The following is a 22674-nucleotide window of genomic DNA, read 5'->3' as shown; positions in this document are numbered from 1 at the left end:
ATTCTCGAAGTGGCCACCAAGAAACCCGTCAAGAAGGCCGCCAAGCCGGTCAAGAAAGCTGCCAAGCCCGCCCCCAAGGCCGCCAAGAAGCCCGTGAAGGCCAAACCGGCCGCGAAACCCGCCAAGAAGGCCCCCGCCAAGAAGCCCGCGGCCAAGCCTGCCAAGAAAGTTTCCAAGCCTGTCGCCAAGAAGCCGGCGCCCAAGGCGCCGGTCAAGAAGGCGGCAGCCAAGCCCGTCGCGAAGCCGGTCGCCGCGAAGCCCGCGCCTGCCAAGGCGGCGCCCGCCAAGCCCGTACCGGTCAAGGCGGCGCCCGTCGTGAAGCCGGTCGTCAAGGCGGCTGCGCCTGCTCCTGCCAAGCCGGCTCCGGCGCCGAAGGCCGCGCCTGCGAAGGAAACGGTAGCCAAACCCGTGCCTGCGCCTGCCGTTCCCGCGAAGCCGCGCGATCCCGGCGCGAGGGCGGGTTACATCAAGCCGAGCAAGCCGCGCACCGAGCGCGTCAAGCCGGGTCCCTCGCGCGTTCGCGTCACTCTTCCGGCGGGCTACAAGCCCAGCTCGAAAGAGGAGTACATGAATCCGTTCCAGCTCGAGTACTTCCGCCAGCGCCTGCTGAACTGGAAGCAGGACCTGATCGAGGAATCCAAGCAGACGATCGAGAACCTCAAGGAAGAGGTGCGCGATGTCGGCGACGAAGCCGAGCGCGCGACCCGCGAAACGGAGAATTCGCTCGAATTGCGTACGCGCGACCGCTACCGCAAGTTGATCAACAAGATCGACAGCACGCTCAAGCGCGTCGAAGACGGCAGCTATGGCTACTGCGTCGATACCGGCGAAGAAATCGGCCTGGAGCGCCTGTCGGCGCGCCTGACCGCCGAACGCACGCTCGATGCGCAGGAGCGTTGGGAGCATCTGCAGAAGCAGATGGGCGATTGATCCCCACCGCTTCGCTGTTCAGGAAAGGCCCCGTTCGCGGGGCTTTTCTTTTTTGGTTGCATCGAATCATGGGAGACTGCCTGAGGAATCCGGCCGTCGTCGTGCATGTAAACCCTCGTCTATCAGTCCTACCGTACGACAGGAGTTCCCGACTGGATCGGGCAGTGCATGGCGAGCATTCGCGCGTGCAGATCAACCAGCACGTTCGGGTCGGCGAGGAAGCCTGACTGCGTGAACAATGACGGGTAGGCAATGGCGATGAAAGGAGATGGCATGCCTGGAAACTCCAGCTCGTATCCAGAAGGGAAGGGGCCGCGTTTCGGCAGATCGATCGCGCTTGTCGTTCTCATCGCCTGGACGACAGCGGCCTTCGCTTCGTCGCCCGTCGGACAGGCCGGCGGTCGTGCCGCAGCGGCAGAGGCTTCCTATCGCTGGAAACAGGTGACGCCGAAGGCCACCTTTCCGGAGGCTTACAACTATCCGGTCCATGTCGCTCGCGGGCGAATGTGGGCCTTGCATGCCGAAGGAACCTGGAGCTCCACCGATGGCAGGCAATGGCGCAAGGAGGCGTTGCCTTCCGCCCGTCGCAACGTATACGAATCGCAGTACGCTTTTTCGGGCGATGCGGTCTATGCCTTCGGCATGAACGAGGGCAACTATCTCGACATGCGCTTCCGCCCGACCATCCGGCGTAGCAAGGATCTCCGACGCTGGGAAGTCTTGTCCGAGCGATCGAACCTGCCGCCGCGCATTTTCTATGGCTTGGCTTTTTTCGGCGGAAAGTTCTGGTTGACGGGCGGCTACGACGGCAAGCGCTACCACAATGATGTCTGGAGTTCGCCCGATGGCGTGCACTGGCGTCGCGTCGCCGAGAAGGCCGAGTGGCCGCCTCGATCGGGTTCGATGCTGGTGGCGTTTCGCGGGCGCCTGTGGTTGATCGGCGGCGGCGTCATCGATGGCGACAAGGTGATCGATCCCCGCTCGCAACATCAGATATGGACATCGGTCGACGGCATCGCCTGGCGCAAGGCGGGCGAGGGGCTGCCGCAGCATTCCGGCGGGACGCCCGTCGTGTTCGACGGCCAGCTCTGGCTGGTCGGCGCCAACCGCGACGGACGCTTCGGGCGCGCGTCCCTGGTTACGCGCGACGGCATCCATTGGCGGGAAGAAGCGGCGCCGTGGACGCCGCGCGGCGGGGCGGCCGCCTGGGTATTCGACGGCAAGCTCTGGATGACTGGCGGGAAGTACTCGATCACCGAGAACGGCCAGATTCGCTTCATCTACAGCAACGATGTCTGGACGATGGAGAAGGTGGCAGGACGCGCGTCAGGCAGGCGCTGATCGCCGCAAGGCGAGCGCGATTCCGCCCAACACGGCAAGGCCGGCGAGCGCCAGGCGCCAGCTCGGCGTTTCTCCGAGTAGGGCGACGCCGCCGATCGCGGCAATCACCGGCACGCTCAGCTGGACCGAAGCCGCTTGGCTCGCCGACAAGCCACGTAACGCCGTGTACCAGATCGCGTAGCCAACGCCGGATGCGATCGCGCCCGACACGATCGCGTACGTCGCTCCGGTGGCATCGTAGTTCGCCGACGAGGCGGTCGCCGCGCACAGGACGACGACGATCGGCAAGCAGCGCAGGAAATTGCCTGCGGTCGCCGACATGGGATCCGGAACGCCGCGTCCCCAAAGCGAATACATGCCCCAGGCGATGCCGGCGAGCGTCATCAGCAGTGCGCCGGACACCGGCGGCGCGTCGATTCCCGGAAGTACCAGCGCCAGCAGGCCGATGAACGCGACCATCACGCCTGTCGCTTGCGCGCGCGAAATCCGTTCGCCGCCTCGCCATGCGCCGGCGAACATCGTCAGCTGCACGGCACCGAACAACAGCAGGGCGCCCGTGCCCGCGGACAGGTGGCGATACGCGTAGGAGAAGGCGGCGGCATAGGCGAACAGGGCGAAAGCCGTGCGCCACGAGCCACCGATAGCGGGCCGCCGCCAGGGGCGCATCAGCAGCCAAAGGGCAAGGGCCCCTGCCGCGAGTCGGATGCCGGTGAAGCTGGCGGGATCGATCGGCGTCTCGCGCAGTGCCAGCCGGCACAACAACGAATTGGCTGCGAAGGCGATCATCGCCGCCAGCGTGGCGAGCTGGATTCGCAGCGGAATCGGCATCATCTGGCTCGGCTCACGGCGTTGTTCCTGCGGCGTTTCGGGAGTTATGCTTCGGTGATATCCCGGGCAGCGCGGAGCATAAGGCATGAAGTACCAGGGAAGTTGCCACTGCGGCAAGATCGCCTTCGATGTGGAAGGCGAGATCGCTGGCGCGATGGCCTGCAACTGTTCCATGTGCCAGCGCCGCGGTTCGCTGCTGTGGTTCGTCGGGCGCGACCAGTTGCGGCTGCGCACGCCGGAATCCGATGTCGCGACCTACACCTTCAACAAGCATGTCATCCAGCACCGGTTCTGCCAGGCCTGCGGCATCCACGTCTTCGGCGAGGGTACCGATCCGAAGGGCAACCGCATCGCGGCGGTGAACATCCGTTGCCTGGAAGATGTCGAGCTCGACGCCGTGCCGGTGCAGCACTACGACGGCCGTGCGATCTGAATGGACGCCGCTGGCGCCAGGCAGGCGGCGCTCGCGCTCATCGGTGTCGAGGAGTCTCCGCATTTCAAGGCGGCTTCGTTCCGGGTAAAGGGCCGGATATTCGCCACCTTGATGCCCGATGGCGCGACGATGAACATCTTCCTGCCGGAGGAAGCGCGCGAACAGGCGCTGGCATTGCATCCGCAAGTGCTGGAAAAGCTTCACTGGGGGCAGAAGGCGGTGGGCGTCAGCGTCCGACTCGCGCAGGCGCCGGCCGCGATGGTGCAAGGCCTGCTGAAGCAGGCCTGGGCCATCAAGTCGGGCTAGGAGAACGGTTCACCACATCGCATCGCGCAGCTTGTACCAGGCCATGGCCGCGACCAGCATCGGCGTGCGCAGCAGCCGACCGCCAGGGAAAGGCAGGTGCGGAATGCGCGCGAACGCGTCGAGGCGCGCGGATTGACCGCGGATCGCTTCGGCGATGACCCTTCCGGCCAGGCCCGTCGCCGCGACGCCATGTCCTGAGAATCCTTGGGCGAAGTAGATGTTGTTGCCGAGGCGCCCCCAATGCGGCGCCCGGTTCAGGCTGATGTCGACATAGCCGCCCCAGACGTACTCGAAGCGCAGCCCGGCCAGTTGCGGGAACACCCGCGTCATGCGTCGCGTCATCGTGCTGCGCAGGTTCGGTGGCGGCAGGGTGGAGTAGCTTGCGCGCCCGCCGAAGAGCAGTCGGTGGTCGCGGCTCAGGCGGAAGTAGTCCAGTGCCCAGTTCACGTCGGCGACTGCCATGCCGTTGGCGATCAGCTGCCGCGCACGCGCCTCGCCCAGCGGTTCTGTCGCGCCGATATAGGTACCGACCGGCATGATGCGACTGTCGAGCTCGGGAGCGATGCCATGCACGTAGGCATTGCCGGCGAGTACGGCGAATTCGCATTGCACATGGCCCTGTTCTGTTCGCAAGACGGGCTTGGCCCCGCGCTGCAGTTTCGTGACCTTCGATGCTTCGAAAATGCGGACCCCCAGCGACTGCGCCGCCCGCGCCAGTCCCAGCGTGTACTTCAAGGGATGCAGGTGACCGCTGGCCGGGTCGTACAACGCGCCGAGGTAGCGTTCGCTGGCCAGTTGCGCGCGCAGCGTATCGCGGTCCCACCATTGCGTCCGGTAGCCGTAGTTCTCGGCCAGATCGGCCTGCCAGGCTTTCAGTTCCTCGACCTGGCGCGGCTTGATAGGCACGTGGGTGTGGCCATCGCGCCAGTCGCAGTCGATGCCGAACTCGCGACAACGCGCATGGATCAGGCTCATGCCTTCGAGCGACCAGTCGAAAAGGCGCCGCGAATCCTCGTGGCCGATCATCGAAGAGATCTTCGACTGGTCGCAACCGAAGCCGAAAATCGCCTGGCCGCCGCTACGCCCGGAGGCGCCGCTGCCGACGCGCGCGGACTCGAGCACCACGACCTTCATGCCCGCGCGAGCGAGTTCGATCGCAGCAGACAGGCCTGTCAAGCCGGCGCCGAGAATGCAGACATCGACATGCAGCCCACCCTGCAACGCGGGCAGCGCCGGCAGGGCGTCGGTCGATGCTTCGTAGTAGGTGCGGGCCGTGTTCGGAGTCTGGCTCATGCGGTGAACGGCGCCGCGCAGGCTCAGACCTGGCGCAGGTACCAGTCGATCTCGAGTGTGGTCACTTCGCGGTAGAAGCTGCGCATTTCCTTCAGCTTCTGCTGGCCGTAGATATGGCGGAAGTCGCTGCCGAAATTCTTGGCGACGAAATCGCTGGCCATGAAGTCGCGGATCGTATCGCGCCAGAACAGTTCGCGCGTTTCGGTCTGTTCGTAGGCATTGCCGACCACCGGCGGTCCCGGATCGGCCTTGGTCTCGAGGCCTTGCAGGATGCCGGCCAGAACCGCGGCGGTGACCAGATAGGGGTTGGCGTCGGCGCCGGCGATGCGATGTTCGATGCGGGTGTTGGCCTCGTCGCTGTGCGGGATGCGCATCGCGACGGTGCGGTTGTTGAATCCCCAGCAATCGTTCAGGGGAACGAAGGCGTTCAGGACGAAGCGCCGATAGCTGTTGGCATGCGGCGCGAACACCAGCATGCAGTCCGTCGACGCGGCCTGTAGTCCCGCGACGGCATGGCGCAGCGCATCGTTGGGCCGTTCCGGCGTACACGCGAAGAGGTTGTTGCCGTCCTTGTCCAGCACACTGACGTGCACATGCATGCCGCTGCCGGCCTGATCGACGAAGGGCTTGGCCATGAAGCTGGCCAGCAGACCCTGGTCGCTCGCGATGGCCTTGATGGCGCGCTTGAGGAGAATCGCGTCGTCGCAAGCGAGCAGAGCGTCCTTGCGGTGCTTGAGGTTGATCTCGAACTGGCCCGGCGCGTATTCCGCCACGGCCGTATCGGCCGGGATGTGCTGGGCGCGGCAGGCCTCGGTGACGGCGTCGGTGAAAGCCTGATAATCGTTCAGGTCTTCCATGTAATAGACCTGCGTGGTCTTGTTGCGCTCGCCGGTGGAGGGGTTGATCGATGTCAGCGGGTGCCCGCTGGTATCGAGTTGGGCATCGAGCAGGTAGAACTCCAGTTCCACCGCGACCACCGGCGTCAGGCCCTTCTCGGCGAATCGTTCGACGACCCGGCGCAGGACCTCTCGCGGGTTGGCCGCGAACATGCCGCCCTTGCCGTCTTCCATCGACAACAGCACCTGGGCCATGGGACGCGACTGCCAGGGGACGATTTTCAAAGTGCCCGGCACCGGCCGGCAGATGCGGTCCTCGTCGCCGATGTCGTAGCCGAGCCCGGTCTCTTCGACCGTGTTGCCGGTGATGTCGGTCGCGATCAGCGACATCGGCAGGCAGACGCCGTTGGCGTAGACCTTTTCCAGCGCATCGCGGGTGATGCGCTTGCCGCGCAGCAGGCCATTCATGTCCGGCAGCAGCAGGTCGATCATTTCGCAGCCGGCGATCTGCTGCAGTTCGGCAGCGTCGTCGTCCGGCAGAAGATTGGACTTCATGGCCAAGCATCCGTAAGAGCTGGCGCGAGTCTAGCAGATCGCCTGGATTGTAAAGAATCTTCAACAGCGGTGATGGCGGTGTGCCTGGGCTCTGCTTGGCAGCACGCTGTTTTCGGCCGTTTGCTGCAGGGCAGCAGAAGATTTTGCAGGCATGCGCATCGCTTCATGTTGATAAAATAAAACGGCCGGGGTAACGTCTCAGGACCCCCAGACGCCGAGTCGCGCATGCCCTCAGCCCCGCTTGTCGGATTGCCCTCCGACCGCAAGCAGATCGGGCACCACCCCTTCCAAGTGGTGGGCGAGAAATACATACGCGCGGTCGTGGACGGCGCCGGCGCGGTGCCCGTGCTCATTCCCTCATTGACGCCATCGTTGGACCTGCGCGACATGTTGTCGCGCCTCGATGGCCTGCTGCTGACCGGCGCTTACAGCAATATCGAGCCGCACCATTACGGCATCGAACCGAGTTATGCCGGCAACCTGCACGATCCGGCGCGCGATGCCACGACCTTGCCGCTGGTTCCGCTCGCCATCGAGATGCGCGTGCCGGTGCTCGCGGTCTGTCGCGGCCTCCAGGAAGTCAACGTCGCGTTGGGCGGAACCTTGCACCAGAAGGTGCATGAAGTGGACGGTTACGACGATCATCGCGAAGACCTCGACGCGCCGCTCGACGAGCAGTACGGCATCGCGCACCCGGTAAGACTGACGCCCGGCGGCCTGCTGGCCCGGATCGCCGGCAGCGAACAGGCGGACGTGAATTCGTTGCATGGGCAGGGCATACGCACGCTCGGCCGCAGCCTGCGCATCGAGGCCACGGCGCCCGATGGGCTGGTCGAGGCCGTGGCGCTGGACTCGGATCGTTCGTTCCTGCTTGCGGTGCAATGGCATCCGGAGTGGAAGGTTCGGGAGAACCGCTTCTATCTCGGCATCTTCCAGGCCTTCGCCGCTGCCTGCCGCGCCCGCGCCGCCCAGCGCCAGCAACAGGAGACGGAGATCCATGGCTAGGAAAAAGAACGCCGCGCAACCGGCGCCGGGCGAAAACAAGCTGTTGCGCTGGCTGAAAGAGCGCCGCATCACCGAGGTCGAATGCCTGGTGCCGGATTTCACCGGCAATGCGCGCGGCAAGATCATTCCCGCGGCGAAATTCTCGCACGACTACGGTACGCGACTGCCCGAAGGCATCTTCGTCACGACGGTGACCGGCGACTATCCCGACGAATATTACGAACTGGTGCAGCCCACCGATTCGGACATGTATCTTCGCCCGGCGCCGGAGACCGTGCGCATGGTGCCCTGGGCGGCCGATTCCACCGCGCAGGTGATCCACGACTGCTTCACTCGCGACGGCAAACCGCACGACCTGGCGCCGCGCAACGTGCTCAGGCGCGTGCTGGCCTTGTACGAAGAACTCGGCATGCGACCGATCGTCGCGCCCGAGCTCGAGTTCTTCCTGGTGCAGAAGAACACCGACCCGGATTTTCCGCTGCAGCCGCCGGCGGGCCGTTCCGGTCGCCCGGAGACGGCGCGGCAGAGCTACTCGATCGATGCGGTGAACGAGTTCGACCCGATCCTCGACCTGATGTACGACTACTGCGATGCGATGGAGCTCGACGTCGACACCCTGGTGCACGAATCCGGCGCGGCGCAGCTTGAGGTCAACTTCATCCACGACGACCCCATGTCGCGCGCCGACCAGGTTTTCCTGTTCAAGCGCACGATGCGCGAAGCGGCGCTGCGCCATGGCGTCTACGCCACCTTCCTGGCCAAGCCGATGGAGAACGAGCCGGGCAGCTCGATGCATATCCACCAGAGTATGGTGGACGAGAGCGGCAAGAAGAACCTCTTCGCCGGCCGCAAGGACGGCGAGCACAGCAAGCTGTTCCAGCACTATCTCGCCGGCCTGCAGAAGTACGTGCCGATGGCGATGTCGATCTTCGCGCCCAACGTGAACTCGTATCGTCGACTCGCGTTCGGCGAGGTGTCGCCGAAGAACGTGCAGTGGGGGTACGACAACCGAACCTGCGGTTTCCGTGTGCCGGTCGATTCGCTGGACAACACGCGCGTCGAAAGCCGCTTCGCCGGTTCCGACGCCAACCCCTACCTGGCGATGGCGGCGACGCTGGCCTGCGGCTATCTCGGCATCCGCGAAAAGCTGACACCCACCGAACCGTTCTCGGGAAGCGCCGCCGAAGCCGGTTACGAGCTACCGCGCTCGCTGGAAGAGTCGTTGCAGTTGCTCGCCGCCTGCCGGCCGTTGCGCGAGTTGCTCGGCACGCGCTTCGTCGAGGCTTTCATCGCGGTCAAGCAGAAGGAATACCAGACCTATTTCCGCGTCATCAGCTCGTGGGAACGCGAATTCCTGCTGCTCAACGTCTGAAGTTGGCGCGCGGACCCTTACCCGGAGAAACCATGGACCAGAGTCAGACCCGCGAACTGCAACAGCTCGACGCCGCCCACCACCTGCACCCGTTCAACGACAACGCCGCGTTGGCCAAGCGCGGCACGCGCATCCTGACGCGCGGCGAGGGTTGCTATGTCTGGGACGCCGAAGGCAACAAACTGCTGGACGCGTTCGCCGGGCTCTGGTGCGTCAACATCGGTTACGGTCGCAAGGAGCTGGGGGCGGTCGCCGCCCGGCAGATGGAGCAGCTTGCCTACTACAACAGCTTCTTCATGTGCACGACCGAGCCGACGATCCGCTTGGCCGGCAAGTTGGCCGAGCTGACGCCCGGAGATCTGAACCACGCTTTCTTCTCCAATTCGGGCTCCGAGGCCAACGACACCATCCTGCGCATGGTCCGGCATTTCTGGGCCGTGCAGGACCGCCCGCAGAAGAACATCTTCATCGGTCGCAACAACGGTTATCACGGCTCGACCATGGCCGGCGCCAGCCTCGGCGGCATGAAGGGCATGCACAAGCAGGGCGGGTTGCCGATTCCCGACATCCATCACATCGATCCGCCGTTCTGGTTCGCCGATGGCGGCGACATGGGCGAAGAGGAATACGGTCGGGTTTGCGCCAAGCGGTTGGAGGACAAGATCCTCGAACTCGGTCCCGATCGCGTGGCGGCCTTCATCGGCGAGCCGATCATGGGCGCCATCGGCGTATACATCCCGCCGAAGAACTACTGGCAGGAAATCGAGAAGATCTGCCGGAAGTACGACGTATTGCTGGTGGCGGACGAGGTCATCTGCGGTTTCGGCCGCACCGGCGAATGGTTCGCTTCGCAGTACTTCGGTTTCCAGCCGGACATCATGACCCTCGCCAAGGGCATCACGTCCGGCTACATCCCGCTGGGTGCGGTGATGTTCAACGATCGCGTGGCGAAGGTGCTGGCCGAACGCGGCGGCGAGTTGGCGCACGGCTATACGTACTCCGGGCATCCGGTGTGCACGGCGGTGGCGCTGGAGAACATTCGCATCCTCGAGGAAGAACGCATCGTCGATCGGTGTCGCGACGACATCGGGCACTATCTGGCGCAGCGCTGGAAGGAACTGGGCGAACATGCGCTCGTGGGCGAGGCGCGCATCGCCGGCATGGTCGGCGCCCTGGAACTCGTGCCGGCCAAGCCGGAGCGGCGTTTCTTCGACGAACGCGGCAAGGTGGGTGTAATCTGCCGGGACATCGCCCTGCGGAACGGCCTGATCCTTCGCGCCACCAATGATTCGATGTTGCTGTCGCCGCCCCTGGTCCTGAGCAGGGAACAGGTGGATGAACTGTTCGAGAAGGCCTGGAAGTCGCTGAACGAAACCGCAGCGGCGTTGGGCAGGTAGGGAAAGGCAGGGGAAGGAAAACGCGGCGTTGGATCGTCGCGTACAACCAAACAAGACGCCCATCGGGCCATGTGGAGGAAGCGATGAAGCTGCGAATCCTGGGAACAATGATCGCCGCCAGCCTGCTGGCTGCCTGCGGAGGCAAGGACGGAGGCGACGGCAAGGCCGGGGACGGCAAGAAGGGCGGCGGCGACAGGATCGTCAACGTCTACAACTGGTCCGACTACATCGCCGAGGACACCAACGACAACTTCGAGAAGGCGACCGGCATCAAGGTCACCTACGACGTCTTCGATTCCAACGAGACGCTCGAGACCAAGCTGCTCGCCGGCTCCAGCGGTTACGACGTGGTCGTGCCGACGATGAACTTCCTCGGCCGGCAGATCCAGGCCGGCGTCTTCCTGCCGCTGGACAAGGGCAAAATACCGAACTACGCCAACCTCGATCCGGTGCTGATGCAGCGCCTGGAAAGCCAGGACCCCGGCAACAAGTACGCGATCCCCTATATGTGGGGCACGACCGGCATCGGCTACAACGTCGACAAGGTGATGAAGGCCTTCGGCAATACCGAGGTCACCCAGAGCCTGGACCTGGTGTTCAAGCCCGAGAACATCGCCAAGCTCAAGGATTGCGGCGTGACCTTCCTCGATACGCCGAGCGAGCTCATCCCGATCACGCTGAACTACCTGGGCGAGGACCCGAACAGCACCGATCCGGCCGTGATCGACAAGGCCGCCGTCCTGCTGAAGAAGATTCGTCCCTACATCACCAACTTCCATTCCTCGCAGTACATCGACGGGCTCGCCAATGGCGACACCTGCCTGGTGGTCGGCTGGTCCGGCGACGTGATCATCGCCCGCGATCGCGCCGAGGAATCCGGCAACGGCGTCAAGATCGCCTATTCGATCCCGAAGGAAGGCGCGCCACAGTGGTTCGACATGCTGGCGATCCCGAAGGACGCCAAACATCCGGACGAGGCGTATGCCTACATCAACTACCTGCTCGATCCGCAGGTAATGGCCAACAACTCCAACTTCATCAACTATCCGAACGCCATCCCGAAAGCGAAGGAATTGATGAACAAGGAAGTGACCGGCGATCCGACCATCTATCCGCCGCCGGAAGTCGAGGCGAAACTCTTCACCTTCGCGATCATTCCGCCGGCGGTGAACGAGCAGTACACCCGGATCTGGACGGAACTCAAGACGGGCAAGTAGTGCGATCGCGGGGCGGACGGTTCGTCCGCCCCGTGTCTACCGCGGCGGCCGCACCGGCCCTGCGCGAACCGGAATCTGGGCGAGGATTGGCCATGGCAGTTGCGGAACAGGCGCTTGCGGCGAAAGACCCGGCGAAGGATTCGGATTACCTGCGAATCGTCGACGTGCGCAAGGAGTTCGACAGTTTCGTCGCCGTCGACGACACCAACCTGACCATACGAAAAGGCGAAATCTTCGCCTTGCTTGGCGGTTCCGGCTGCGGCAAGTCCACCCTGCTGCGATGCCTGGGCGGTTTCGAAAAACCGACCTCGGGCAAGATCTTCCTCGACGGCCAGATCATGAACGATCTGCCGCCGTACGAGCGACCGATCAACATGATGTTCCAGTCGTACGCGTTGTTCCCGCACATGACGGTCGAACAGAACGTCGCGTTCGGCCTTAAACAGGGTGGCATGGCCAAGGCCCAGATCGCCGACCGCGTCGCCGAAATGCTGAGCCTGACCCAGCTGACCAAGCTGGCACGGCGCAAGCCGCACCAGTTGTCGGGCGGCCAGCAGCAACGCGTGGCGCTGGCCCGTTCGCTGGCGAAGGGGCCGAAACTGCTGCTGCTCGACGAGCCGATGGGTGCGTTGGACAAGAAGCTGCGTAACCAGATGCAGCTCGAACTGGTCAACATCATCGAGACGTCCGGCGTGACCTGCGTGATGGTGACGCACGACCAGGAAGAAGCGATGACGATGGCCACGCGCATCGCATTGATGGAAACCGGTCGCATCCGCCAGGTCGGCACACCGGACGAAATCTACGAATCGCCCACCAGCCGTTTCGCCGCCGAGTTCATCGGTTCTGTGAACATGCTCGAAGGTCGTATCGACCAGGATCACGCGGATTACGTCACCATCGTCTCGCCTTCGCTGGAAAAAGCCATTTACGTCGGCCATGGCATCTCCGGCTTCGAGGGCCAGGAAGTCGCCTTCGGCGTGCGCCCGGAGAAGGTGATCATCAGCAAGGACGAGCCGGCGCAGCAGTACAACAAGGCGCGCGGCAAGATCGAGGACATCGCGTATTTCGGTAGCCACTCTGTCTTCCACGTGCGCCTCGCCAGCGGATTTCGTTTCATGTCGAACTTCGCCAACCAGCAACGCTGGGCCAGCGAAGGCATGACCTGGGGCGACGAGGTCTGGGTGTCCTGGGGCGACAACGCCGGCGTGGTGCTGACCTCATGAACATGAAGGCGCTCAGGAAGCTGCTCCCCGGTCCGCGTTGGGGCGTGATTTCGGTGCCCTACGTGTGGATGCTGGTGTTTTTCGCGATTCCGTTCCTGATCGTCCTGCGCATTTCCTTCTCCATGCGCGATCAGGGTCGGTCGCCGCCGTACACGCCGATCCTCGAATACGTCGAGAGCGCGGTGACGATGAAGCTCAACCTGAGCCACTACGTCGCGCTGGTCACCGATTCGCTGTACGTGCAGGCCTATGGCAGCTCCTTGTGGATCGCCGCCGTCTCGACCCTGCTTTGCCTCCTGATCGCCTACCCGATGGCGTATGCGATCACGCGACTGTCGCCCGCCACCCGCAACATCGCCCTGATGCTGGTCGTGCTTCCGTCGTGGACGTCCTTCCTGATCCGCGTCTACGCCTGGGTCGGCATCCTCAAAAACAACGGGCTGGTCAACAACCTGCTGATCAAGATCGGCATCATCGACGAACCGCTGAAGATCCTGTACACGCCCACTGCGGCGTACATCGGCATCGTCTACTGCTACCTGCCGTTCATGATCCTGCCGCTGTACACCAACCTGATGAAGCACGATTCGCGGCTGCTCGAAGCCGCGTACGATCTCGGCGCCAAGCCCTGGCAGGCTTTCCTGCGCATCACGCTGCCGCTGTCGAAAGCCGGCATCATTGCCGGCTGCATGCTGGTCATGATCCCGGCGGTGGGCGAGTACGTCATTCCGGAGATGCTCGGCGGTCCCGACACGCTGATGATCGGCCGGCAGCTGGTCAACGATTTCACCGCCGCGACCGACTGGCCGCGCGCCTCCGCGGTGGCGATCACGATGCTGCTCCTGCTACTGGTTCCCATCCTGATCTTCAACCGCGTGCAACAACGCGAGATGGAAGGGAGGTTGGCATGAGCGGGTTCCGCCGCCACTGGGCGAGCTGGCTCGTGCTCGGCTTCGGGTTCGCCTTCCTCTACGTGCCCATCCTCATCCTGATGGTGTACTCGTTCAACGAGAGCAAGCTGGCGACGGTCTGGTCCGGCTTTTCCTTTAAGTGGTACGGCGAACTGTTCGAGAACGAGCAGATGCTTCGCGCGGCCTGGCTCAGCCTGAAGGTCGCTTTCTGGACCTCCACCGGCGCGGTGGCGCTCGGCACCATGGCGGCCCTGGTCATGACGCGCATGCATCGGTTTCCGACCAAGACCATGTTCGGCGCGCTGATCACCGCGCCTTTGGTCATGCCCGAGGTCATACTCGGCCTGTCCATGCTGCTGCTGTTCGTATCGGTCGGCGACCTGGTCGGCATGGAGCCCAAGGGCGTGCTGTCCATCTGGATCGCGCACGTGACCTTCACCCTGGCCTTCGTGACCGTGGTCATCTCGTCGCGCATGGCCGAACTGGACAAGTCGCTGGAAGAGGCCGCCATGGATCTCGGCGCGAATCGCCTGAAGGTCTTCTTCCTGATCACGTTGCCGATCATTTCGCCGGCGCTGGTATCAGGCTGGTTGCTGGCCTTCACGCTGTCGCTGGACGATGTGGTCATCGCCAGTTTCGTGTCCGGACCGGGTTCCACCACGTTGCCGATCATGGTGTTCTCGTCGGTGCGGCGGGGACTGAATCCGGAGATCAATGCGCTTGCGACCATCATGGTTGTGGTCGTCTCCCTCGTGGCGGTGACCGGCTGGTGGTGGATGCAGCGCGAAGACAAGAAGCGACAGCGCGACATGCAACTGGCGTTGCAGCAGGGATGAGAGCGCGATGAGCGTGGAAGTGATCAACCCCTGGAGCGGCGAGGTCGAGTACCGCTACGACTATCAGGGCGCCGAATCCGTCGAGTCCGCACTGGCCCATGCCCATGCCGCATTCCCGGCCTGGTCGGCGTTGTCTCTGGACGAGCGGGCTGTATTCGTCCGTCGTATCGCGGCGGCGATGCGGCAGCATCGCGAGCGTATCGCGGCGATCATGACGGCGGAGATGGGCAAGCTTCGCCGCGAGGCCCTGGCGGAGATCGAAAAATCCGCCGCGGCCTGCGATTACTACGCGGCGCATGCCGGCGACTACCTGCGCGACCAGGCCATTCCGACCGAGGCGACGCGCAGCTATGTCTCGTACGAACCGCTCGGCTGCGTATTCGCGGTGATGCCGTGGAATTTCCCCGTCTGGCAGGTCTTCCGCTTCCTGGCGCCGGCCCTGATGGCCGGCAATGTCGCACTGCTCAAGCACGCGACCAATGTGCCGCGGTGCGCCGACGCGATCGCCGAGATGCTGGTGCTCGCGGGCGTGCCGGAGGGCGTTTTCGGCGTGCTGCACATCGGCAACGACATGGCCGCCAAGGTGATCGCCGATCCGCGCGTGCATGCGGTGACGTTGACCGGCAGCGAGCGGGCCGGGCGCTCGGTAGCGTCCACGGCCGGGCAGCACCTGAAGAAGTGCGTCATGGAGCTCGGCGGTAGCGATCCCTTCGTCGTGCTGGATGATGCCGATCTCGACAAGACCGTCCCGGTGGCGATCAGCTCTCGCTTCGCCAATGCCGGCCAGACCTGCATCGCCGCCAAGCGTTTCATCGTGACTGCAGGCATCGCCGATGAATTCGTCCGGCGTTTCGTCGAGGCGGCATCGGAGTTGCAGATCGGCGACCCGAATGCGGACGGCACGAACCTAGCGCCGATGGTGCGCGCCGACCTGCGCGAAGAACTGCACGCCCAGGTGCAGCGCAGCATCGAGGCGGGTGCGAAGCCCTTGCTGGGCTGCGCTCCGGGGCAGGGCGCCTCGCATTACCCGGCGTCCATCCTCGATCGCGTGGCGCCCGGCATGCCGGCTTATGACGAGGAATTGTTCGGTCCGGTCGCCAGTGTGATCCGGGTGAAGGACGAAGCCGAGGCGGTCCGTGTTGCCAACGACACCGTCTTCGGCCTGGGTGCGAGCGTCTGGACGCGCGACAAGGCGCGCGGCGAAGGTGTTGCCAGGCGATTGCGGGCCGGCGCTTGCTTCGTCAACGCGTTGGTACGCAGCGACGTGCGCCTGCCGTTCGGCGGCACGAAATCGTCCGGATTCGGCCGCGAGCTCGCCGAACACGGCATCCACGAGTTCATGAACATCAAGACGATCTACGTCGATTGACAGGCTTGCCCTTGGCGGACGGCTCCGAACCGCCCGGGCTCAGCTGTTCGGCTTCTTGTGCAAAGCCGCGATCAGGGCGCCCGTCGTCCGCGGATTGCTCTCGTACGCCGCAGTGCGATAAGCCTCTCCGATGGTGCGTTTCAGTTCCGCGAGATCCGGATTGGAGAACTCGGGATCGGGGCTGCCGCTGGCGCTAGGGAAGAACGCGTAGTCGTACGAAGGCATCAGTCGAATCTGGCCCAGCGTCTCGTCGCCTGCCATGACGAGCGTCTTCCAGCCTTCGGGCAAGTCGTGCTCGACGAACCTGATCATCGGGAGCCACCCCCTATGGCGAATCCCCGTTGCGCAGCCCACTTATACGCTGGCATTCCGCCACCGGCAAACGCGCGCAGACATGCAACGGCTGCCGCGCGAATTGCACGATCCGGACAACAAAAAACCCCGCCTGAGCGGGGTTTTTCGCACTTGGGTCCGAAGACCCTCGTATGGTGGAGGTGGGGGGAGTTGAACCCCCGTCCGAAAGCGCGCCATCTCCGGCACTACATGCTTAGCCCGTTGTTCGTTCTCGGCCGCCGGCAACACAACGTGCGAAGCACACCGTCGGACATACCCGCTTTATCTCGTCTCCGGTTGACGGGTCGCCGCCGGAAACCATCCCGTGATAATGACCCTACATCCACGAGCACAGGCACAAGTGGGTTCGGGGCTTACGCCTTAAGCGGCGAGAGCGTAGACGTCGTCGTTGGCGTCTGAGTTTTTGCCGCTGGATTAACGAGGAAAGCTGCCCCCTCGGCATGCGCCAGTCGACTTTGCAACCCCCGTCGAAGCCAGGACACCCCCGGTAAACGGAAATCGTGAAGCAACCGACGCGACAATTATGGGGACTGGGATCGGAGGTCACAAGTCTCGTCACCGGCCTCTTCAGCCGGCGTTGGTCGCGCAAGTTCCAGTCAACGCACCTCTCCATTGCCCCAGCCCCCTGATAAGGCGGCGCGCCGAAGGCGTGGGGGATCGGAAGAGATGAGCCAGGGGCCCGCGATTCGCTTGGCGAATCGTGGGTAGTTCTTCGGCGAATGCCGAAGAACTAGGCGTCCTTGTTGTGCCGGCGCATCACGCGCTGCTGCTCGCGCTGCCAGTCGCGATCCTTGCTGGCCTGTCGCTTGTCGTGCGCCTGCTTGCCCTTGGCCAGCGCGAGTTCGAGCTTGACCTTGTTACGGCTCCAGTAGCACGCGGTCGGGATCAGCGCGTAGCCGTCGCGCTCGACCTTGCCGACGAGCTTGTCGATCTCGTGCCGATGCATCAGCAGCTTGCGCGTACGCCGATCGTCCGCGACGACGTGGGTGGATGCCTGGATCAGTGGGGTGATCTGCGCGCCGAACAGGAAGAGCTCGCCTTCCTTCACCAGCGCGTAGGCGTCGCCCATGTTCATGCGGCCGGCGCGGATGGCCTTGAGCTCCCAGCCCTGCAGGGCGATGCCGGCTTCGTAACGGGACTCGAGGTGGTACTCGTGCCGCGCGCTCTTGTTCAAGGCGATCGTCTTGCCGGTCGCTGCGCTATTCTTGTCTTCTTTCTTCTTGGACATGTTCCTTCCTTGCGCCCATTGTCGCCCATGCGCGGTCGGGACGGGGAAAACCCGCGGAACGGGACCCATGACGAGTATCCATCGACACGCGCTGGTGAGGCATTCCGCTGCCCGGATGTACGGGCTGGTGAACGACGTGGCGGCCTATCCGCGGCGTTTCGCCTGGTGCGAGGGTGCGCAAGTGATCGAGCAGTCGGACGAACACATGCTCGCCCGGCTGGAGTTGCGCATCGCCGGGCTGCGTGCGGCATTCACCACGCGAAACGCCTTGTCGCCACCGAACAGGATCGCGCTCAGCCTGGAAGAAGGCCCTTTCAGGAAACTGGCCGGCGAATGGGTTTTCCATACCCTGGCCGAAGACGCCTGCAAGGTCAGTCTCAGCCTCGACTTCGAGGTCGCGGGCAAATTGGTGGGGTCGGCGCTGGCCTTGGGTTTTCAGGGGCTGGCGGATCGCCTGGTCGACGACTTCTGTCGCGAGGCCGACCGCAGTGACGACTGAGCGGACCGGTGAAACGATCCGGGTGGATGTCGTCTACGCGGTACCGGAGCGCGCCTGGTCCTGGACGTTGGAGCTTCCGGCGGGGGCCGTCGTCGAGCATGCGTTGCTGGCGGCTGAGCTCGGACAACGCGTCCCGGGGGCCGTCATCGATCGTGGGTTGCTGGCCGTGTTCGGACGGCCCGTGACGCCGACGGATGCCTTGCGCGATGGCGACCGCATCGAGATCCTGCGCCCGTTGCAGGCCGATCCGAAACAGGCGCGGCGATCGCGTGCAGCGACCGGGCCGCGCCGCTAGATCCGGATATCAGCGGCGCTTGTCCTTGTCCTTCTGCCTCGGCAGGTTGCCGAACTTCCGGGCTTGCTCGCGAAGCGCTTCGTTGTGCTCGGGGAAATACTCGCCTTCCCACTTGCTCAGCGCGTCGTTCTCGAACCACACCGACATGGATTTGACCTCGGTGGGGTTGCGCTTGTAGCGCTCGGTTGCCACATAGTCCCAGCGGGACTGGTGGAACGGATCGGCGACCGACGGCGAGCCGAGCAGGGACAGCACCTGCTGGCGCGTCATGCCCTCCTTCAGCTGCTCGACGTTCTTCTGTTCGATCAGCACGCCCTGGTACACGGGCTGGCGGTAGATGACATTGCAGCCGGCCGTCAGGGCCACGGCGAGAGTCAGCAGGAAAACCTTGCGCATTGGGTGCATGGTCAAGAGTGGGTAGCCGGGCGATAATACACCAAGCTCCGACCGCCGTCGGCCGGACAAGTTGCAAGGGAGCGCGAAATTCATGGAATCCCAGGACCTGCGCAAGGTCGGCCTGAAGGTCACCCACCCCCGCATCCGGATCCTCGAACTGCTCGAGAACTCGGGCGAGCGGCATTTGACGGCCGAGGATATCTATCGGCGCCTGCTGGACAACGGCGACGACATCGGCCTGGCCACCGTCTATCGCGTGCTCACCCAGTTCGAGGCAGCGGGCCTGGTGCTCAAGCACAACTTCGAAGGCGGGCACGCCGTCTACGAGCTCGATCGCGGCCAGCACCACGACCACATGGTCGACATGGAAAGCGGGAACGTCATCGAGTTCACCAGCCCGGAAATCGAAGCCCTGCAAAAGCAGATCGCCGACAAGCACGGTTTCGTCATCGAAGAGCACAGCCTGGTGCTCTACGTGCGGCCCAAGAAAAAGAAATAAGCCGATCTAGTCCTGCGCCTGCACCAGCATCTGCCTGGCGTTGGCGCGCGACGCCTCGCCGACGTCGCGCCCGCCCAGCATGCGGGCCAGCTCCTCGATCCGCCCCTGGTCGTCGAGGACCTGCACTGCGCTGTGCGTGGTCTCGCCCTTGACCGACTTGCTGACGCGCAAGTGGCGGTGGCCCTGCGCGGCGACCTGGGGCAGATGGGTCACGCAAAGCACCTGGCGGTTGCCCCCGAGCGTGCGCAGCTTGCGGCCGACGGTCTCCGCCACCGCGCCGCCGATGCCGCTGTCGACCTCGTCGAAGATCATCGTCGGCACGCTGTCCATGCCCAACGCCGCGACCTCGATGGCGAGCGAGATGCGCGCCAGTTCGCCGCCAGACGCGACCTTGCGCAGTGGCCTCGGCGGTTGCCCCGCGTTCGCCGAAACCTGGAATTCGCAACGCTCGCCGCCCAGGGCATGGGGCGATGGCAGGTCGTTGGCGACGAGCGCGACGGCGAAACGCCCGCCCGGCATGCCGAGTTCGCCCATCAGATTCGTCACCGCGCCTCCCAAGCGTTCGGCCGCCACGATGCGTCGTTCCCGTAGCCGCGCCGCCGCTTCCCGCCAGTGCGCGGCGACCTGCTCGCGTTCGGTCCGCAGGCCCGAGCAACGCTCGTCGGCGCCGCGCAGCTGCTCCAGTTCGGTCTGCAGCGAACCGCGGCGCGCATCGAGCTCCGGTAGCGCCACGCGATGCTTGCGCGACAGGTCGTGCAGTCGCGCCAAGCGTTGTTCGAGCGACTGGAACGCGCCCGGATCGAGATCGATTCCGTCGCGCAGGCGTTCGATCGCATGCACGACTTCGTTCAACTGTATTCCAGCCGACTCGAGCATCGACAGCGCCTCGGCCAGACGCGGCTCGTCGTCGACATGCCGGCCGAGTTCGTGGCTCACCTGGCGCAGGCCCTTCGTCAGGGGCAGTCCTTCGTCCCCCGCCAGGCGCGCCAGCGCATCGTCGTAGGCGGTCAACAGGCCGGAAGCGTTGGCTTGTCGGCGATGCGCCTGCAGCAAGTCCTCGATGCCGGCCGGGTCGAGCGACTCGTGCGAAAGTTCCTTCAGCTGATGCTCCAGCCAATCGACGCGGTCGCCGACGTCGCCTGTGCGCGAAAGCTCCTGCAATTGGCGTTCGATGCCGGACCACTGCGAAGCCAGCGAGCGTACGTGCTCGAGTTCGGCGGCGTGATCGCCGAAGGCGTCCAGGATGGCCAGCTGCTGCGGTCTTTCCAGCAGGGCCTGGTGCTCGTGCTGCCCGTGGATTTCGACAAGCATGGCGCCCAGGGTCGAGACCTGCGCCAGGGTGGCCGGACGGCCGTTGATCCAGGCGCGCGAACCGCCGTCGGCGCGGATGACTCGTCGCAGCTGGCAGTGGCCGTCCTCGTCGAGTTCGTTCTCGCTCAGCCAAGCGGCCGCTTCGGGCGCATCGTGCAGGCCGAATTCGGCGCAAAGCTCGGCGCGATCGGCGCCATGTCGCACCACGCCGGCATCGGCGCGGGCGCCGGTAAGCCAGAGCAGGGCATCCACCATCAGGGACTTGCCCGCGCCGGTCTCGCCGGAAACCACGGTCAGGCCCTTGTCCAGCGTCAGTTCGACCGCGCTGACGACGGCGAAGTCCTTGATCGTGAGGTGCGTGAGCATGGGGCGCAATTCTGCCTGAAACCGTCCGACTTTCGTTCAGTGGAAATCGGTTCCGGTTTGCGAAATCGCCGTACGAGGCTTGCGATGCCGCCGCTCGGCCCTAAGCTATGGTGCATGAATCCGAATCTCGACCCCCGGGCACGCAATCTCCTGCGCGCGCTCATCGCCCAGCACATCCGCGATGGCGAGCCGGTCGGCAGCCGCACGTTGGCCCGACAGTCGGGGCTGGACGTGAGCCCGGCCACGATCCGCAACATCATGGCCGACCTGGAGGAGGTCGGCCTGGTGGCGGCGCCGCATACCTCGGCCGGACGGGTGCCGACCGCGCAGGGTTACCGCGTGTTCGTCGATTCGCTGCTGCAGATGCAACCCTTGCCGGACAAGGAAATCCTGCGCCTGCGCAACAACATGCCGTCCGGCGCCGGCCCGCAGGCCCTGTTGTCGAGCGCGAGCGAACTACTGTCGGCGATGAGCCAGTTCGTCGGCGTCGTCACCGTACCGCAGCGGGCGGCATTCGCGTTCAGGATGATCGAGTTCGTGCCGCTGGACGGGAATCAGGTACTTGTGGTGCTGGTTTTCCCGGACAACGAGGTCCAGAACCGCATCATCACCACGCGCCGCAGCTACAGCCCGGCAGAACTGGAACAGACGGCCAACTACCTCAATACGCATTGCGCGGGACGGCCGCTCGCCGAGATCCGGGCGAATCTGTTGCGCGAATTGCGCGACACCCGCAGCGAAATGGAGCGTGTGCTGTCCGCGGCGGTGGAAATTTCGGAGCAGACGCTGGAGCCCGGCAGCGACGACATGCTGCTCAGCGGCCAGACGCGCCTGATGGGCGTGCAGGACCTGGCCGACATGGAGCGGCTGCGGGAACTGTTCGAGGCTTTCGCCCGCAAGCGCGAGATCCTGGCCTTGCTCGAACGTTGCACCCGGGCGCCGGGCGTCCGCGTATTCATCGGCGAGGAAAGCGGATTCGCGCCCCTGGGCGGCTGCGCCGTGGTTACGGCGCCTTACCAGTCGCAGGGGCAGATCCTCGGCGTACTCGGCGTCATCGGTCCCACGCGCATGGCCTACGACCGCGTCATCCCGATGGTCCAGGCCACGGCCGAGCTGCTGGGCGCCGCGCTGAACCCCGGCCCCCCGGGACCCTGAATCCCCCGGCTTTGTCCCGCCAGGCGGTCCAATAGGGCTTGAAACGCTTCCAGGTGGCCCCATTGAGGCCCTGCACCCCGGGGAGAGGGGTGGACCGACCCACCGTTTCGCAGGATTTCCATGCATACCGAGCAGAACCCGCAGGACGCGACCGCGTCCCTCGATCAGGCTGTGTCCGAGAACGAGACCCTCGCCGCCGAACTCGATCAGTTGCGCGCCACCATCGTGGCCGTGCGCGAGGAGAGCCTGCGCGAGCGCGCCGAGCTCGACAACCAGCGCAAGCGCCTCGTGCGCGACGTGGATCAGGCCCGCCTGTTCGCAAACGAACGATTGCTGTCCCAGTTGCTGCCCGTATTCGACAGCCTCGATGCCGGCATCGCCGCCGCCGCGGGCGCGACCGGCCCGTTGAAGGACGGCCTCGACCTCACGTTGAAGCAGCTTTTGAAAGTCGCGAACGACAACGGCATGCGCATGCTCGACCCGGTCGGCGAAACCTTCAATCCCGAATACCACCAGGCCGTGAGCCAGGCGCCGGCGGGCAAGGCCGCACCGGGCAGCGTGCTGCAGGTATTCCAGAAGGGTTACGTGCTGAACGATCGCCTGCTGCGCCCCGCGTTGGTCGTCGTCGCCAGCAGCGATTGACTTGAAAGGCCGCGAGCCGGCCGCACATACGAAACATTCAGTACTTGGGCCGCAAGGCCGGACAATTTCAGGGA

General features: G+C 64.6%; 24 protein-coding genes and 1 other RNA gene. 17 read left to right on the top strand and 8 right to left on the bottom strand.

From position 1 onward, the window contains the following. Positions 1-9: 9 nt before the first annotated feature. Both dksA and QM707_RS06440 read left to right on the top strand, forming a co-directional pair. Positions 10-930 carry an RNA polymerase-binding protein DksA gene (dksA, locus tag QM707_RS06445; protein WP_415001033.1) on the top strand — a complete coding sequence of 307 codons (921 nt, stop codon included), beginning with the start codon at positions 10-12 and terminating at the stop codon, positions 928-930. Positions 931-1203: 273 nt separating this feature from the next. Further along, on the top strand, positions 1204-2271 hold the full coding sequence (locus QM707_RS06440; protein ID WP_415001032.1) for a hypothetical protein: 1068 nt from the start codon (positions 1204-1206) through the stop codon (positions 2269-2271). Here the strand turns inward: QM707_RS06440 and QM707_RS06435 are convergent. Continuing rightward, a complete protein-coding gene (locus tag QM707_RS06435) occupies positions 2257-3099 on the bottom strand; it encodes a DMT family transporter (RefSeq protein WP_415001031.1) in 843 nt (280 codons plus the stop codon). The two genes, QM707_RS06440 and QM707_RS06435, sit on opposite strands and share 15 nt — an antisense overlap. 85 nt (positions 3100-3184) lie before the next feature. Between QM707_RS06435 and QM707_RS06430 the strand changes: the two genes are divergently transcribed. Together QM707_RS06430 and QM707_RS06425 are read left to right on the top strand one after the other, a co-directional pair. After that, the gene (locus QM707_RS06430) at positions 3185-3532 is read left to right on the top strand and encodes a GFA family protein (protein ID WP_415001030.1); all 348 of its coding nucleotides are present in this window, start codon (positions 3185-3187) and stop codon (positions 3530-3532) included. Continuing rightward, positions 3533-3838, top strand: coding sequence for an MmcQ/YjbR family DNA-binding protein (locus QM707_RS06425; RefSeq protein WP_415001029.1), 306 nt, complete (start codon positions 3533-3535; stop codon positions 3836-3838). Positions 3839-3847: 9 nt separating this feature from the next. Here QM707_RS06425 and QM707_RS06420 read toward each other — a convergent pair whose 3' ends face one another. After that, complete coding sequence (locus QM707_RS06420) at positions 3848-5131, bottom strand: NAD(P)/FAD-dependent oxidoreductase (protein WP_415001028.1); 1284 nt, start codon at positions 5129-5131, stop codon at positions 3848-3850. A gap of 23 nt (positions 5132-5154) precedes the next feature. After that, positions 5155-6522 carry a glutamine synthetase family protein gene (locus QM707_RS06415; RefSeq protein ID WP_415001027.1) on the bottom strand — a complete coding sequence of 456 codons (1368 nt, stop codon included), beginning with the start codon at positions 6520-6522 and terminating at the stop codon, positions 5155-5157. Between the two features lie 225 nt (positions 6523-6747). Here QM707_RS06415 and QM707_RS06410 point away from each other — a divergent pair, with 225 nt between their 5' ends. The 8 genes from QM707_RS06410 (at position 6748) to QM707_RS06375 (ending at position 15855) form a co-directional block, all read left to right on the top strand. Continuing rightward, positions 6748-7527 (top strand): gamma-glutamyl-gamma-aminobutyrate hydrolase family protein, encoded by a 780-nt coding sequence (locus tag QM707_RS06410; protein ID WP_415001026.1) that lies wholly within the window; start codon positions 6748-6750, stop codon positions 7525-7527. Then, positions 7520-8899: a glutamine synthetase family protein gene (locus QM707_RS06405; protein WP_415001025.1), complete on the top strand. Its 1380-nt coding sequence runs from the start codon at positions 7520-7522 to the stop codon at positions 8897-8899. The genes QM707_RS06410 and QM707_RS06405 overlap by 8 nt, the downstream gene beginning before the upstream one ends. A 32-nt stretch (positions 8900-8931) precedes the next feature. Further along, the gene (locus QM707_RS06400; protein WP_415001024.1) at positions 8932-10296 is read left to right on the top strand and encodes an aspartate aminotransferase family protein; all 1365 of its coding nucleotides are present in this window, start codon (positions 8932-8934) and stop codon (positions 10294-10296) included. 83 nt (positions 10297-10379) lie between these two features. After that, positions 10380-11513 carry a polyamine ABC transporter substrate-binding protein gene (locus tag QM707_RS06395; RefSeq protein WP_415001023.1) on the top strand — a complete coding sequence of 378 codons (1134 nt, stop codon included), beginning with the start codon at positions 10380-10382 and terminating at the stop codon, positions 11511-11513. 92 nt (positions 11514-11605) lie between these two features. Then, positions 11606-12739, top strand: coding sequence for an ABC transporter ATP-binding protein (locus QM707_RS06390; protein ID WP_415001022.1), 1134 nt, complete (start codon positions 11606-11608; stop codon positions 12737-12739). A 2-nt stretch (positions 12740-12741) separates the two neighbouring features. Next, a complete protein-coding gene (locus QM707_RS06385; protein ID WP_415001816.1) occupies positions 12742-13650 on the top strand; it encodes an ABC transporter permease subunit in 909 nt (302 codons plus the stop codon). Further along, positions 13647-14486, top strand: a complete 840-nt coding sequence (locus tag QM707_RS06380) for an ABC transporter permease subunit (protein WP_415001021.1) — start codon at positions 13647-13649, stop codon at positions 14484-14486. The genes QM707_RS06385 and QM707_RS06380 overlap by 4 nt, the downstream gene beginning before the upstream one ends. 7 nt (positions 14487-14493) lie before the next feature. Beyond that, entirely contained in the window at positions 14494-15855 is a 1362-nt protein-coding gene (locus QM707_RS06375; protein ID WP_415001020.1) for an NAD-dependent succinate-semialdehyde dehydrogenase, read from the top strand. Between the two features lie 39 nt (positions 15856-15894). Here the strand turns inward: QM707_RS06375 and QM707_RS06370 are convergent, their stop codons facing one another. The 3 genes from QM707_RS06370 to smpB all read right to left on the bottom strand — a co-directional run bounded on the left by QM707_RS06370 (position 15895) and on the right by smpB (position 17437). Beyond that, entirely contained in the window at positions 15895-16167 is a 273-nt protein-coding gene (locus QM707_RS06370; protein ID WP_415001019.1) for a hypothetical protein, read from the bottom strand. Between the two features lie 174 nt (positions 16168-16341). After that, positions 16342-16695: a transfer-messenger RNA gene (ssrA, locus tag QM707_RS06365) on the bottom strand. Positions 16696-16939: 244 nt separating this feature from the next. Further along, complete coding sequence (smpB, locus tag QM707_RS06360; protein WP_415001018.1) at positions 16940-17437, bottom strand: SsrA-binding protein SmpB; 498 nt, start codon at positions 17435-17437, stop codon at positions 16940-16942. 67 nt (positions 17438-17504) lie between these two features. Between smpB and QM707_RS06355 the strand changes: the two genes are divergently transcribed. After that, positions 17505-17936, top strand: a complete 432-nt coding sequence (locus QM707_RS06355; RefSeq protein ID WP_415001017.1) for a type II toxin-antitoxin system RatA family toxin — start codon at positions 17505-17507, stop codon at positions 17934-17936. Continuing rightward, the gene (locus QM707_RS06350; RefSeq protein ID WP_415001016.1) at positions 17926-18231 is read left to right on the top strand and encodes an RnfH family protein; all 306 of its coding nucleotides are present in this window, start codon (positions 17926-17928) and stop codon (positions 18229-18231) included. The genes QM707_RS06355 and QM707_RS06350 overlap by 11 nt, the downstream gene beginning before the upstream one ends. Before the next feature lie 9 nt (positions 18232-18240). On the opposite strand, the gene QM707_RS06345 is transcribed toward QM707_RS06350, so the two are convergent. Further along, entirely contained in the window at positions 18241-18627 is a 387-nt protein-coding gene (locus QM707_RS06345) for an outer membrane protein assembly factor BamE (RefSeq protein WP_415001815.1), read from the bottom strand. Positions 18628-18718: 91 nt separating this feature from the next. On the opposite strand from QM707_RS06345, the gene fur reads away from it, so the two are divergent. Beyond that, positions 18719-19126, top strand: coding sequence for a ferric iron uptake transcriptional regulator (gene fur, locus QM707_RS06340; RefSeq protein WP_415001015.1), 408 nt, complete (start codon positions 18719-18721; stop codon positions 19124-19126). Positions 19127-19132: 6 nt separating this feature from the next. Here the strand turns inward: fur and recN are convergent, their stop codons facing one another. After that, entirely contained in the window at positions 19133-20803 is a 1671-nt protein-coding gene (gene recN, locus QM707_RS06335) for a DNA repair protein RecN (RefSeq protein WP_415001014.1), read from the bottom strand. A gap of 114 nt (positions 20804-20917) precedes the next feature. Here recN and hrcA point away from each other — a divergent pair, with 114 nt between their 5' ends. Then, on the top strand, positions 20918-21958 hold the full coding sequence (gene hrcA, locus QM707_RS06330) for a heat-inducible transcriptional repressor HrcA (protein WP_415001013.1): 1041 nt from the start codon (positions 20918-20920) through the stop codon (positions 21956-21958). 120 nt (positions 21959-22078) lie between these two features. Beyond that, on the top strand, positions 22079-22600 hold the full coding sequence (gene grpE, locus QM707_RS06325) for a nucleotide exchange factor GrpE (protein WP_415001012.1): 522 nt from the start codon (positions 22079-22081) through the stop codon (positions 22598-22600). Positions 22601-22674 lie beyond the last annotated feature (74 nt).

It is taken from the genome of Arenimonas sp., assembly GCF_047602345.1.
Taxonomy (GTDB): domain Bacteria; phylum Pseudomonadota; class Gammaproteobacteria; order Xanthomonadales; family Xanthomonadaceae; genus Arenimonas.
This window is presented reverse-complemented; position numbering and strand designations above follow the sequence as displayed.

Coding starts and splice junctions, on each gene's coding strand:
- QM707_RS06430 (WP_415001030.1), top strand. CDS start 3,185: ATGAAGTACCAGGGAAGTTGCCACTGCGGCAAGATCGCCTTCGATGTG.
- smpB (WP_415001018.1), bottom strand. CDS start 17,437: ATGTCCAAGAAGAAAGAAGACAAGAATAGCGCAGCGACCGGCAAGACG.
- QM707_RS06405 (WP_415001025.1), top strand. CDS start 7,520: ATGGCTAGGAAAAAGAACGCCGCGCAACCGGCGCCGGGCGAAAACAAG.
- QM707_RS06390 (WP_415001022.1), top strand. CDS start 11,606: ATGGCAGTTGCGGAACAGGCGCTTGCGGCGAAAGACCCGGCGAAGGAT.
- QM707_RS06370 (WP_415001019.1), bottom strand. CDS start 16,167: ATGATCAGGTTCGTCGAGCACGACTTGCCCGAAGGCTGGAAGACGCTC.
- grpE (WP_415001012.1), top strand. CDS start 22,079: ATGCATACCGAGCAGAACCCGCAGGACGCGACCGCGTCCCTCGATCAG.
- QM707_RS06420 (WP_415001028.1), bottom strand. CDS start 5,131: ATGAGCCAGACTCCGAACACGGCCCGCACCTACTACGAAGCATCGACC.
- hrcA (WP_415001013.1), top strand. CDS start 20,918: ATGAATCCGAATCTCGACCCCCGGGCACGCAATCTCCTGCGCGCGCTC.
- QM707_RS06385 (WP_415001816.1), top strand. CDS start 12,742: ATGAAGGCGCTCAGGAAGCTGCTCCCCGGTCCGCGTTGGGGCGTGATT.
- QM707_RS06415 (WP_415001027.1), bottom strand. CDS start 6,522: ATGAAGTCCAATCTTCTGCCGGACGACGACGCTGCCGAACTGCAGCAG.
- QM707_RS06355 (WP_415001017.1), top strand. CDS start 17,505: ATGACGAGTATCCATCGACACGCGCTGGTGAGGCATTCCGCTGCCCGG.
- QM707_RS06395 (WP_415001023.1), top strand. CDS start 10,380: ATGAAGCTGCGAATCCTGGGAACAATGATCGCCGCCAGCCTGCTGGCT.
- fur (WP_415001015.1), top strand. CDS start 18,719: ATGGAATCCCAGGACCTGCGCAAGGTCGGCCTGAAGGTCACCCACCCC.
- QM707_RS06440 (WP_415001032.1), top strand. CDS start 1,204: ATGCCTGGAAACTCCAGCTCGTATCCAGAAGGGAAGGGGCCGCGTTTC.
- QM707_RS06410 (WP_415001026.1), top strand. CDS start 6,748: ATGCCCTCAGCCCCGCTTGTCGGATTGCCCTCCGACCGCAAGCAGATC.
- QM707_RS06425 (WP_415001029.1), top strand. CDS start 3,533: ATGGACGCCGCTGGCGCCAGGCAGGCGGCGCTCGCGCTCATCGGTGTC.
- recN (WP_415001014.1), bottom strand. CDS start 20,803: ATGCTCACGCACCTCACGATCAAGGACTTCGCCGTCGTCAGCGCGGTC.
- QM707_RS06380 (WP_415001021.1), top strand. CDS start 13,647: ATGAGCGGGTTCCGCCGCCACTGGGCGAGCTGGCTCGTGCTCGGCTTC.
- QM707_RS06375 (WP_415001020.1), top strand. CDS start 14,494: ATGAGCGTGGAAGTGATCAACCCCTGGAGCGGCGAGGTCGAGTACCGC.
- QM707_RS06435 (WP_415001031.1), bottom strand. CDS start 3,099: ATGCCGATTCCGCTGCGAATCCAGCTCGCCACGCTGGCGGCGATGATC.
- QM707_RS06400 (WP_415001024.1), top strand. CDS start 8,932: ATGGACCAGAGTCAGACCCGCGAACTGCAACAGCTCGACGCCGCCCAC.
- QM707_RS06345 (WP_415001815.1), bottom strand. CDS start 18,627: ATGCGCAAGGTTTTCCTGCTGACTCTCGCCGTGGCCCTGACGGCCGGC.